General features: G+C 56.3%; 10 protein-coding genes. 1 reads left to right on the top strand and 9 read right to left on the bottom strand.

Features of this window, described 5'->3' with window-relative positions; genetic code table 11:
- Positions 1-11 precede the first annotated feature (11 nt).
- From purB to bcp, 7 genes are all read right to left on the bottom strand, one after another.
- Positions 12-1,319, bottom strand: a complete 1,308-nt coding sequence (gene purB, locus ATO67_RS01865; protein ID WP_067643497.1) for an adenylosuccinate lyase — start codon at positions 1,317-1,319, stop codon at positions 12-14.
- Between the two features lie 123 nt (positions 1,320-1,442).
- Positions 1,443-2,120 carry a ribulose-phosphate 3-epimerase gene (gene rpe / locus ATO67_RS01860; protein ID WP_067643494.1) on the bottom strand — a complete coding sequence of 226 codons (678 nt, stop codon included), beginning with the start codon at positions 2,118-2,120 and terminating at the stop codon, positions 1,443-1,445.
- 131 nt (positions 2,121-2,251) lie between these two features.
- On the bottom strand, positions 2,252-3,325 hold the full coding sequence (locus ATO67_RS01855) for a branched-chain amino acid ABC transporter substrate-binding protein (protein ID WP_067643491.1): 1,074 nt from the start codon (positions 3,323-3,325) through the stop codon (positions 2,252-2,254).
- Between the two features lie 136 nt (positions 3,326-3,461).
- Complete coding sequence (locus ATO67_RS01850) at positions 3,462-3,881, bottom strand: NUDIX domain-containing protein (RefSeq protein ID WP_103088635.1); 420 nt, start codon at positions 3,879-3,881, stop codon at positions 3,462-3,464.
- Positions 3,881-5,458 (bottom strand): DEAD/DEAH box helicase, encoded by a 1,578-nt coding sequence (locus tag ATO67_RS01845; protein WP_483416146.1) that lies wholly within the window; start codon positions 5,456-5,458, stop codon positions 3,881-3,883. The genes ATO67_RS01850 and ATO67_RS01845 overlap by 1 nt, the downstream gene beginning before the upstream one ends.
- A gap of 162 nt (positions 5,459-5,620) precedes the next feature.
- Complete coding sequence (locus ATO67_RS01840) at positions 5,621-6,895, bottom strand: M23 family metallopeptidase (protein ID WP_067643482.1); 1,275 nt, start codon at positions 6,893-6,895, stop codon at positions 5,621-5,623.
- Between the two features lie 86 nt (positions 6,896-6,981).
- Positions 6,982-7,449, bottom strand: coding sequence for a thioredoxin-dependent thiol peroxidase (gene bcp / locus ATO67_RS01835; protein WP_067643478.1), 468 nt, complete (start codon positions 7,447-7,449; stop codon positions 6,982-6,984).
- Positions 7,450-7,628: 179 nt separating this feature from the next.
- Between bcp and ATO67_RS01830 the strand changes: the two genes are divergently transcribed.
- Complete coding sequence (locus tag ATO67_RS01830; protein ID WP_067643475.1) at positions 7,629-11,036, top strand: YhdP family protein; 3,408 nt, start codon at positions 7,629-7,631, stop codon at positions 11,034-11,036.
- A gap of 67 nt (positions 11,037-11,103) precedes the next feature.
- On the opposite strand, the gene ATO67_RS01825 is transcribed toward ATO67_RS01830, so the two are convergent.
- A complete protein-coding gene (locus ATO67_RS01825; protein ID WP_067643472.1) occupies positions 11,104-11,811 on the bottom strand; it encodes a TIGR02281 family clan AA aspartic protease in 708 nt (235 codons plus the stop codon).
- Entirely contained in the window at positions 11,808-12,002 is a 195-nt protein-coding gene (locus ATO67_RS22220) for a DUF1289 domain-containing protein (protein WP_082760114.1), read from the bottom strand. Before ATO67_RS22220 ends, ATO67_RS01825 begins: the two co-directional genes overlap by 4 nt.
- Position 12,003: the final 1 nt, after the last annotated feature.

Raw genomic sequence — 12,003 nt, 5'->3', positions numbered from 1 at the left:
GATGGAATTGATCAGGCGTTGCCAAAAACGCGGGTGAAAATCGTATCTACATGCTTGGTGTGATAGCCCAGATCGAATTTCTCGCGGATTTTTTCTTCCGGCAATGCAGCACGGACTTCGTCGTCGGCCAGAAGTTCTTCGAGAAAGTCCTTGCCTTCTTCCCAAACACGCATGGCGTTGCGCTGCACGAGACGGTAGGAATCCTCACGCGAAACGCCTGCCTGCGTCAGCGCCAAGAGAACGCGCTGCGAGTGCACGAGGCCGCGGAACTTGTTCATGTTCTTGAGCATGTTGTCTGGATAGATCACCAGCTTCTCGACAACGCCCGCAAGACGGTTCAGCGCAAAATCGAGCGTGATGGTCGTGTCGGGGCCAATGGCGCGCTCTACGGAGGAGTGGCTGATATCGCGCTCGTGCCAGAGGGCAACGTTTTCCATGGCCGGAACGACCGACATGCGTACCAGACGCGCAAGGCCGGTAAGGTTTTCCGTCAGCACCGGGTTGCGCTTGTGTGGCATGGCCGACGAGCCCTTCTGGCCGGGAGAAAAGAACTCTTCCGCTTCCAGAACTTCGGTGCGCTGCATGTGGCGGATTTCAATCGCGACGTTTTCGATAGAGGACGCGATGACGCCGAGCGTTGCGAAGAACATGGCGTGACGATCGCGTGGAATAACCTGTGTCGAGACTGGCTCCGGTGCAAGGCCGAGTGCCTTGCAGACATGCTCTTCGACCGAAGGATCGATGTTTGCGAAGGTACCAACAGCACCAGAGATAGCGCCGGTCGCAATTTCAGCGCGGGCATTGACCAGACGGGCGCGGTTGCGGTCCATCTCGGCATAGAAGCGGGCAAAGGTCAGCCCCATCGTCGTCGGTTCGGCATGGATGCCGTGGCTGCGACCGATGCGGACCGTGTCCTTGTGCTCGAAGGCGCGGGTCTTGAGGGCCGCGAGAACGCGGTCCATGTCGGCGATCAGAAGATCGGCGGCGCGGACCAACTGGATGTTCAGCGTCGTGTCCAGCACATCAGACGATGTCATACCCTGGTGGATAAAGCGGCTGTCAGGACCGACAAACTCTGCGAGATGCGTGAGGAAAGCAATGACGTCATGCTTTGTAACGGCTTCGATCTCGTCGATGCGCGCAACATCGAACTGGGCCGCGCCGCCCTTTTCCCATATGGTCTTGGCTGCTTCCTTGGGAATGACGCCGATGTCGGCGAGAGCATCACAAGCATGTGCCTCGATTTCGAACCAGATGCGGAACTTGGTTTCCGGCGACCAGATTGCGACCATTTCCGGCCGGGAATAACGAGGGATCATGGCAATGACTTTCTCTCAGGAAGGAATATTTCTGCCCCTTTAGCAAACTGTTCCGGCAATCTCAACGCATTGAAGGGCCGGACTGGTGTGGCGAAGGGCAGGAGCCGCCACATTGTGGGCCGCTTAGCTGCGGCCCTGTTCTGCGGAAGCGCGCACCGCGCTGACCATCTTGCGGTAATCGTCCACGCCGTCGCCCTTGAAGATGGCAGAGCCGGCGACCAGAACGTTGGCACCGGCGGCAATCGCGCTTCCCGCCGTATCGATGGTAATACCGCCGTCGACTTCGAGTTCGATCGGCCTGTCGCCAATCATGGACTTGGCGGCACGGATTTTCTCCAGCATGGCAGGAATGAATTTCTGGCCGCCAAAGCCGGGGTTTACACTCATGATGAGGATAAGATCGACGTCATCGAGCACGTTTTCCAGAACCGATAGCGGCGTCGCCGGGTTCAGCGTGACCCCGACTTTTTTGCCGAGAGAGCGGATCGTTTGCAGCGAGCGGTGCAGATGCAGGCCCGCTTCCGCATGAACGGTGATGCCGTCGCAGCCCGCCTTGGCAAAGGCTTCGAGATAGGGGTCGGCTGGCGCAATCATCAGGTGGCAATCGAAGAAAGCCTGGCTGTGCGGGCGCAGCGCCTTGATGACGTCGGGACCGAAAGAGATGTTCGGCACGAAATGACCGTCCATGATGTCGAGGTGAATCCAGTCGGCACCGGCGGCCGTCACATCGGCCACTTCCTGCCCGAGTTTTGCAAAGTTGGCAGCCAGAATGGAGGGGGCGATCCGCACGGGAAGAGACATCTGCAAAAGCTCCTAAAATAACGGTATGAGACTGTCAGAAGAAAGTCGTTCCCTTCTTTAGTCATCAATCTCTATTGCGCGCATTTACCACCGATGCGGCGGATCAACAATCAGGGGTGAAGCAAATGTCGTCAGCGTTCGGCGCGTTCCAAAGGTACGAAGGCGGTGCCGTTCCATTGCTGCAGGCGGTAGGGATTGTTTTGCAGCTCGTGACGGTCGTTGAATGTGATCTGACCGATGACGGTTTCGAAGGTGGTTCCGACAAGGACGGCGGGTGCGGGTTTGCTTTGCGCTTCGGCGAGCTCGACAAGCTTTGCCGCAATCTGAGTCACGGCATAAGCGGGTAGAGCGTACCCCTCCGGCTGGACGTTGGCCGCAAGCAATTCCCTGACCGCTTCCGTAGCCATGGGAAGGGACGCATAATCGGGTATAGCGATGGCAAGCACACCGGGTTGCAGGGCCACCGGGCTGTTGGCCGCCCTCATCGTGTCACCGGAAAGGATCGTCAAAGGAGCCTTTTCCGCAGCCGCATCGCGCGCTATGATCGCCACATCGTTACGCTCCGCGCCGATGAACACATGGGTGATGCCGGTACGGCTCAGCCGCCTTACCAGCGCCACCTGTTGTTCCTGCGAAGGTCGTAAGGTGTCGGAGAGAGTTGGTTTAAGACCGGATTCTTCCAGCTTGGCACGGATGCGATCCACCAGTTCACGGCTATAGATCGTTCCGTCATCGATAAGCCCAACGGAATGGCCCTTCCAATCGCGCAGCATGGTCTCAGTTGCCGCGTCCGATTCAGCCGAATCCGATGGTGCAAGTCGAAAAAGCGGCCAGCCACGTTTCAGAGCATCTTCCATCAACCCGGAGGCCCGGCTCGATAGGGTGATCGCTGGGATCGCGGCGTCCTTTAAGGTTGGCAGCGCGTCAGCCAGGGTTTCCGTACACAGAAAGCCAACGACGACACTAACCTTCGCCGCAACCAAACCATCGGCAATCGCACCGCCGCTGCCTTCTTCGCAGCTCTCGTGAATTTCCATCACGTCGAGGCCTGCTTTCGCTGCTGCAATCTTGACACCCTGGCGCACCTGCTGGCCCAGCAGCTCATAGGCACCACTTTGCGGTGCGACAACGCCAATCGTCGCAGCGCTGGCGGTGCCTGCCATAGCAAGGCTGGCAGCAATGGTGAGCAGGCGAATTAAATGCATAGTGCAGCCGGTTTCCTCGTTCTATGCAGCGATGTGTATCGACAGCTGACGGTTTGCAAAAGAGGAAATGGCTTCGAAAACACGCATCGACGTAAATTTTCGGGCATTTTCAGCGATATAGGCTGATCACAGCCCATCACGAGCGATGTTGCCGCAGGTGCCGAAAAGCATCTTGGGCAAAAAGCGATAGCGGATGAGGAGGAGCTTCGACGTCGAACCAGCCCATATCCGACAATTTGTCGGGCTCAGTCAGGCTCGGTTCGCCCTTGATGTCATTTGCCACATAGATGAGCGACAACCAGTGTTGCCCGTCTGCCGGGATAATCTGTTCGCTGAGGCAAAGAAAGCGGACGTCGCCGATGATAAGGCCGGTTTCTTCTTCGGCCTCACGCTTGGCAGCGGCAGCGGCGGTTTCCATGTGGTCCACCTTGCCGCCGACGATACTCCAATGTCCTGCTTCCGGCGGTTTGACCCGCTTGTAGAGTAACACCTTGCCATCGCGCTCGATGACAAGTCCGGAGCCAACGCCTGGAATATCGATACCAGGCTTCATAATCAGGCTTTGGCGCTTGCCACGATCAACATGAACGCGGGAATGTCGTCACCGAAACCAACTGGCGTCGGACCATCATCATGGTCGCGGTAGTGGCGGCGACGATTATCGTCGTTCGCAGGCGGTGTCGCGTTGTGGTTCCGCTCGAAATTGCGAGGTGCTCTTTCTTGCTTGCGTTCTGCCTTCAACTTGTCGCCTCCATTTGCCGCAATTTCCACAATGGCGGCTGGCTGAATGATTTTTTCTTCGATTTCAGGCTGCGTGACCGTTTCCTGAATCTGAACCTGAGTCTGAGGAGCGGCATCGCGGCGGTTTCTGTCACGACCGCGACCGCGTTGTTCCTTTTCCTTGCCACGGCGCGGGCGCTCGGAAGCAAAGCTCTCCATCGGTGCTGGCAACGCGGTCAAGTCACCGCTCAGCCATTCGATCTTTTCGTTGATCAGCTTTTCGATGGCGTCGAGATACTTGGTATCGCGGCGGTTGACGAGCGTAAACGCAGCGCCGGAACGACCCGCACGACCTGTACGACCGATACGGTGAACATAGTCCTCTGCATGGATCGGAACGTCGAAGTTGAAGACGTGGCTGACATCGGGAATGTCGAGACCGCGTGCCGCAACGTCGGAAGCGACGAGCAGGGTGATCTGGTTATCCTTGAAGCCCGCTAGCATCTTGGTGCGCGAGTTCTGGTCCATGTCCCCGTGAAGAGCGCCGACCGAGAAACCGTGACGCTCGAGTGAGCGGAACAGATCCGCGACATCCTTCTTGCGATTGCAGAAAATGATCGCGTTTTTCAGGTCTGTCTGGGCATTGATGAGATCGCGAAGAATGGCGCGCTTCTCGTAATCCTTGTCATGCGTGGCGACGATACGCTGCGTGACTGTCTTCGCGGTCGAAGAAGGCTTTGCGACTTCGATGCGAACCGGGTTCTGCAGGAAGCGATCAGCCAGCTTCTGGATTTCTGTCGGCATGGTCGCCGAGAAGAACAGCGTCTGACGTGTGAATGGAATCATTTTCGCGATGCGTTCGATATCGGGAATGAATCCCATGTCCAGCATGCGGTCGGCTTCGTCGATAACGAGGATCTCGACGCCGGTCATCAAAAGCTTGCCGCGTTCGCAATGGTCCAGCAGGCGGCCGGGGGTGCAGATCAAAACGTCTGCGCCGCGCTCCAGCTTGCGGTCCTGTTCATCGAAGGAGACGCCACCGATGAGAAGTGCAACATTGAGTTTGTGATTCTTGCCGTATTTTTCGAAGTTCTCAGCCACTTGTGCGGCGAGTTCGCGTGTTGGCTCGAGGATCAGGGTTCGCGGCATTCTTGCGCGCGCACGGCCTTTTTCCAGGAGGGTCAGCATCGGTAAAACGAACGATGCCGTCTTGCCCGTTCCGGTTTGCGCTATGCCGCAGATATCGCGGCGTTCCAGCGCTGGCGGTATCGCACCTTCTTGAATAGGTGTCGGTGTCGTGTAGCCGGCACTTTCGATAGCAGAAAGAACTTTTTGGCTTAGGCCAAGATCAGAGAATGTTGTCAAAGGAAAAACTGTTTCCGTGTTGGTTCGAAAAGAACACTTAGCTGTCATAACGGCGACGCCGCAGACTGTAGCGGCGAAATAGGCCGAATTAGCCAGAAAGTCAAGGAAACAGGGATTTATCCCAAAATAATACAGGTTGCCGCACATGTAATGGCATGACCGGCAATTGTGCGGACTTAATTCAATCGCGTAACTTCCGTTGCGAACCTACTATTGAAGGTATGTTTTGAGTTCGGTTCCGGCAACCAGAAACCGCATGGGGTCGATAGGGTTATCGTTTATCCGGATTTCATAGTGCACATGCGGGCCGGTTGAGCGCCCTGTACTGCCAGCTTTTCCGATGATATCTCCGAGGCCTACCTTGTCGCCCTCCTTGACCAGAATCTGCGACATATGACCGTAGCGCGTGGTGATGCCTTTGCCGTGATCCACTTCCACCATATTGCCGTAACCGCCGGAAAAACCTGCGCTTGTTACGGTTCCCGCGCCCGTCGTGTGGATGTCGGCGCCAGTCGTGGCCACGAAATCCACTCCGGCATGCAAAGCAAGGCGTCCCAGGAATGGATCGATGCGGTTTCCGAATCGGCTTGAAATCTCGCGACCAGGGGCAGGGTTTCCAAATGGAAGTGCCTGCGCCGTTCCACGCACTGTCTCTAACCGCTTCAGCGCGGTGTCGAGGTTGCTCAGGGATGTCTCGAACGTGCCTGCGCTGTCCGTTACCGGTTCAACGAACGGACCGCCGATGCCTTCTTTTGCTGTATTCTCGACTTTGACACCTGTACTGCGGATGATATCCGCCATGGCGTCAGCCTTGTTTTCCGCACCCGTCGTGAGAGAAGCGATTCGGCTCAGTTGTTCGCTTTCGACCTTGCTCAGCGATGCGATCATTTTTGAGAGACTGCGTTCAGACAGTTTTTCGCTGCGCGATCCATATGTAAGGCTGCCCTTCAGATCGGTCCTAGCGGATTGCGATGCCAGCATATTGTCGATAGCACCGGTCGCGTCGCCAGAAAGGCTGGCCTTCTTCTCGGGCAGGTAAGCGTTGGCGGCAGGTGTGTCTTGCGCGTTGTCGGATAAGCCTGATTTTTCAGCACGTTCCAGCAGTTCACTCATGCGGCCATGGCGCGAGGTGAGGGCGTGTTGTTGCGCCATCAACCGCTCGACTTTCCGTTCCACTGCTTGCTGATCCAGCAACTGTTTGGACGTCACGCGATCGACTTGCGCACGCAGGGCAGCAATTCTGTCCTCATACTCTCGCTGAATGCGGGACTGGCGGGCGATAGTCGCGCCCACCAGATCGTCGCGAAGAATGAGGTATGCCGTTGAGCCGATGTAACCAACGCTGAGCAGGCCAGCCAGGCACAAGCCCGTGGCGGCGAGCCAAGGACGGATGGTAAAGTGGCGCACCTTGTCGCCACTTGCGAGAATCAGAACATGCTGCTGGCGTTTTTTGCCAAATGCCAGGTTTTTACCCGCTCCCGTCAAAATCCATCCTCCAGCCAAGTCTCGTTCGGCTGGATAGTAATTTGTTAAGGTTAACGAAGTTTTGACTTTATAGGACCGGCTGGCTCTTAAAGAGCTTTGATCGCGTCGAGAACGATCTGCGCGTGGCTGGGAACTTTAACCTTGTTCCAGATTTGCGCGATTTTACCATCCGGCGAAACGAGGTAGGTCGTGCGCTCTACACCCATATATTTTTTGCCATACATGCTTTTCTCTTTCCAAACACCATAGGCCTCCAGAACCTGGCGTTCTTCATCAGAGGCCAGCATGACGGTGAGGGAGTGTTTGGCGGCGAACTTGTCGTGGCTTTTGACCGAATCGGGCGAGACGCCGATTACCACGGCATTGGCGGCCTCGAACTCCGCGCCCATTGCGCTGAAATCGATGGCCTGTGCGGTGCAGCCGGATGTGTCGTCCTTCGGATAGAAATACAGCACGACAGCCTTGCCACTCAGGGAGGACAGGCTGATCTCGCCGCTGCCGTTCCGGGGAAGCGTAAAATCCGGAGCCTTATCGCCTACATTCAAATCTGTCATGGGGTGACCTTTCATTCGCCGAATTGTTGAGTAAATGGGCCACTATTCGATATATACCGAATAAGAGCTTCGTCCAGTCTTGTGGCGAGTCAGACGGTGTGATTGGTTGAGACCGTCACTCCGAACAGGCCCTGATGGTGGTTTCAGGCCGTGGCAATTCCGGGAGGAAGCACAAGCGGATGGCGGAAATTCGTGGCGAAAAGGTTAGCTTCAGCAAGCGCGATATCACGCCGCTGCATGCGATGCCGTCCGCACAGGTCGAAGACCCGATTATCGTAGATTGTCCGCGGCCGCGTTCCATGTTGCGCTCACTCATAAAGGTGTTCGTAGCACTGGTGATTCTGGCCTTCATATCTGTCGGCGGCATTATCCTCTCCATCGAAACAGGCTCTATCGATAGTGCGCTGTCAGGTCAGGCAAAGCTAGCGTTAGAAAAAGCGCTTGGTTCTCGCTACGAAGCCCGGATCGGCTCGACATCCGTGCGCTTTGCGTCCGGTTTTCAACTCGCGCTCGTGGCGCAGGATGTCGATATAGTCGAGCAGGACACGGGCCAGCATCTCAGTCGGGCGCGTGCCATTGGAATGGCGCTGAATCCTCTGGCACTTTTGACCGGTCGGGTCTCGGTCCAAAGCCTCGAAGCTAGTGGGATGGAACTGGACACGGCGCTTTTGCCGAAGGGGAAGGGAATCGATCTTGCGAAAATGCGTATCGATGACATTCCCTCCTATCTGAACATCGCCTTCACTGAGCTGGATGGCTTTGCGCAGGCATTTGAGCGCAGCGGCACAGAGGAAATAGATCTTTCGGATATCGCCATTCGTCTGCCGCCAAAAGAAGACGGGCGGATGCGGACGATTTCCCTTCGAGAGCTTTCTCTCATCCCGGATGGTGCTGGCGGATATTCGCTGGATGGAAATGTCGCATTCAATGGTGAAGTAGCGACGCTTTCGCTTGCTGCACAAGGGGCTGCTGGTAGCATCAGTGGCTTTACTGCAAGGCTCGACGGCTTCGATGTCGGGCCGCTTCTGGAACAGCATGACCCCGAAGGTCTTATGCATCAGGGCCTCAACGTCAAAGCTGGCTTCAACATCACCGGAACCCGGGAGCAGGCAGATACAAAGCCGGCACTTGCAGTGTCGCTCGCGATTGGCGATGGCAAACTCTACATTGGTGGTGATGCGCAGCCTGTGTCTGATGGCCAGATCAACACCCGTTACGATTTCGACAACAAGGTCGTCGTCATCGAAAATTCCCGTCTGACACTAGGGCCGACCATCTTGCCCATTCGCGGCCAGATAAAGGATAATCCTGATGGCTTCGATCTTGGCATTCGCATGGACCAGGCGACCGTCGTTGCGGAGGCGGGCGGCGAACCGCCGGTGACATTCAATCTCGAAGCTGACGGAACATTCGACAAGACGACACACCAGCTTGATGTTCCCGGTCTTTATGTAAGAAGCGCGCTTGGCGACATGGCTGGCTCGCTGAAGGTGCATTTCCTGGCGCAGGGCTCGCCGGAAATCAGTTTCGGCGGACAGATCGCAAAGATGGAGGCCACAGCGGTCAAGCAATTATGGCCGTTCTGGATGGCGCGCAAGGCGCGTCCCTGGGTCGTCGCAAACCTGTTCGGTGGTACGATCAGAAACGGCTCTATCGCAGTCTTCATTCCGCAGGGCAGAATGTGCGGACCCGGCTGCCCGCTGGAACTTGCCGCAAGCGAATTGCAGATAAAATTCGACGTGGACAACACACGCTTGAATGTTGCGGGAGATATACCGCCACTGCGAGATGCTTCGGCGCATTTCGAGCTGGTCGGTGAGAAAATCGACGTCAATATCATCAAGGCGACATCCTTCTTCCCATCGGGCCGCACGCTTGCACTGGATAACAGCAAGTTCTCGATAAAATCGGTTTATGACAAGCCGTTGATGGCAGATCTCGATCTTAACGTGACGGGGGACGCGGATGCGGTGGCGGAACTGGCGACGTTCCAGCCGATCAACGCACTGAAGGATACAGAATTCAAACCGGGCGATTTCGCCGGTCAGGTTAAGGCGAATGCCAAATTAACGATTGGCCTGCTCGCCAGCCAACAGCCACCGCCGCCGGTCTGGACTGCAAAACTGGATCTCTCAGACGTCTCGCTGACGCGGCCATTTGCCGGTCGAGCCATCACGTCTATTAATGGTCCGCTTTCCATCGACAATGAAGCGCTTCGCCTGAAAGGCAAGGCACGGATCGACGATGTTGCGATGGACCTCGACCTTGTCCAACCAACCCGCAAGACCAGTACGGTTGCCCGACAACTGGTGATAAAGGCGACACTTGAGCCAGGGCAGATTGCAAAGCTGGCGCCAGAGCTGACCAAGTTGCTGGGTGGCACGACGCTGCTGGAAATCAACAGCAGCGACATGCGCCGTCAGACCGTCAAGCTCGATCTATCCGATGCTTCCATAGTTTTGCCCGGTATTGGCTGGACCAAGGGCGCGGGCATTCCTGCCAATGCCTCTTTCGTGATGGAGGCAGTCGACGGACGTACCTCGATCAGCAACTTCTCTCTCAAAGGTGATGGTTTCGGCGCAGCCGGTGATCTCGCATTCGATAAGTCCGGTCTGACATCGGCAAATTTCACGCGCTTCCAGCTGTCACCGCAGGATGACTTCGCCGTCGCCATCTCGTCATCGCGAAAGAACTATTCGGTAACCGCAAGCGGCAAGTCTGCCGACTTGAGGCCACTTATTGCACGGCTGCGCAGTTCGTCGGCGAAAAACGGCGGAGCGTCGTCCCCATCATCACCCGGCAACGGTGATTTTGGCTCGTTCTCCATCAAGACGCAGCTCGACAAAATTTACGGCTTCAACGATGAGGTGATGAGCAACGTCAATGCGGACATCAATCTGCGCGATGGCAAGCTGCGCACGATCGATCTGAAAGCAGTCACCAGTCGGGGACAGGCTCTGGTGGCGCAAACCATCAATCGCGGCGATGGCGGTACCATCAATCTCACCAGCAGTGACGCAGGCTCCTTTGCCCGCTTTACCAACCTATACTCGCGCGTTCGTGGCGGCTTGCTCAACCTCGCGCTGACGACAGCCAATGGGAATGACTGGAGCGGCTCTCTCGATTTGCGGAATTTCGCCGTTCTCAACGAAGCCAAGCTTCAGGATATCGTCGCCACGCCGACTGGACAGGATGGCCGAAGCCTTAACACGGCAGTTCGCCGCAACATCGATGTCAGTTCAGAAAAATTCCAGCGCGGGTTCGCACGCGTGGTTTACGTGAGTGGAACCCTTGCCCTCGAAAATGGCGTGATCCGCGGAGAGCAGATTGGCGCGACTTTTCAGGGCATCGTGAAGGATCAGAATGGCAATATGGATATGACGGGAACGTTCATGCCTGCCTATGGTCTCAACCGCCTGTTTGCCGAGTTACCCTTCATCGGAATTTTCCTCGGCAATGGCCGGGATCGCGGTTTGCTGGGCATCACATTCAAGCTTACGGGTCAAACGGATGCGCCACGCCTGGCAATCAACCCATTGTCGCTGATTGCACCCGGCGTGTTCCGCCAGATATTCGAGTTTCAATAAAACCCATCTCGGGGCATCATCCTCTAAAGGCGAGACGTCAAGCAGTTCAACCACATCTGATCTGTTGTCAGCGATCCCGTAGTCTCAGTTCGTCGGTTTGCATTTGGAGCGAACCAAGTGTGGAGAGGAACGTCATTCCGAGCAGGCTCTGGTCCAATTGCCCCTCCTGTGCCACCAGCGCCGACACGTTTTGCCGCACGATCGGGCCGATGGCGATTTCGGACAGGCGCACGGGTGCGGCTGACGTGCGACCGTTGGCGGTCATGACCGTGACTGAATAGGATAGGTTATCCACATTGATTCCGACCGCTTCGGCATCTGCTCTCGCTAGCACTACCGAGCTTGCCCCTGTGTCCACCAGCATATGCACTGTCCCGTCATTGACCTTGGCATCCGTCTCGAAGTGTCCGCTCATGGACTTGTTGAGAATGACTTCCTGTTCGCCATTTTGAGTCGTGACGACAACGGCGCGGCCTGGGATCAATCCCGCCAGAACCCGTTCACCGACACGCTGGAAATCATAGCGATAGAGATAGATCGCAATGAGGCCGAGGATGATGACGAGCCATATGGCGAGTTGACGCACGACCAGTCCCAAACCGCCGCGATTGCCTGCCAATATGCCTGCGGAAAAAAGTGCTGCGATGGGCACGAGATAGACTGCGCGTCCGAATTGCTCATTGTTGATGCCGAAGGTCTGGCCACTGTCATTATTGATAATAAGCAGCGCCAGACCGATGCCGAGCACGAGGAAAACGAAGATCAGTCTGTTCATGCGATCAAAGTCTCCTCGTTGTTCACCGAGCGTCTACCGTCCGATCTCCGGGGCAGATCGTTCATGATCTTTCGCCGCTCATCATCCGTGTATCGTGACCAGTTCATAATTTCGTCAATGCTTCGGTAGCAGCCAGCGCAGGAACCATCAGGCGTGTTCAGTGAGCATATGTTGATACAAGGTGTTTCCATC

It is taken from the genome of Agrobacterium bohemicum (assembly GCF_001562555.1).
Lineage (GTDB): Bacteria > Pseudomonadota > Alphaproteobacteria > Rhizobiales > Rhizobiaceae > Agrobacterium > Agrobacterium bohemicum.
The sequence above is the reverse complement of the archived record's forward strand: the minus strand, read 5'-3'. Positions and strand labels throughout refer to the sequence as shown.

Bases quoted from the DNA above. Each gene is read 5' to 3' on its own strand.
- ATO67_RS01830 (WP_067643475.1), top strand. From the start codon at position 7,629: ATGGCGGAAATTCGTGGCGAAAAGGTTAGCTTCAGCAAGCGCGATATC.
- ATO67_RS01845 (WP_483416146.1), bottom strand. From the start codon at position 5,458: ATGACAGCTAAGTGTTCTTTTCGAACCAACACGGAAACAGTTTTTCCT.
- rpe (WP_067643494.1), bottom strand. From the start codon at position 2,120: ATGTCTCTTCCCGTGCGGATCGCCCCCTCCATTCTGGCTGCCAACTTT.
- ATO67_RS01825 (WP_067643472.1), bottom strand. From the start codon at position 11,811: ATGAACAGACTGATCTTCGTTTTCCTCGTGCTCGGCATCGGTCTGGCG.
- ATO67_RS01855 (WP_067643491.1), bottom strand. From the start codon at position 3,325: ATGCATTTAATTCGCCTGCTCACCATTGCTGCCAGCCTTGCTATGGCA.
- bcp (WP_067643478.1), bottom strand. From the start codon at position 7,449: ATGACAGATTTGAATGTAGGCGATAAGGCTCCGGATTTTACGCTTCCC.
- ATO67_RS22220 (WP_082760114.1), bottom strand. From the start codon at position 12,002: ATGGAAACACCTTGTATCAACATATGCTCACTGAACACGCCTGATGGT.
- purB (WP_067643497.1), bottom strand. From the start codon at position 1,319: ATGATCCCTCGTTATTCCCGGCCGGAAATGGTCGCAATCTGGTCGCCG.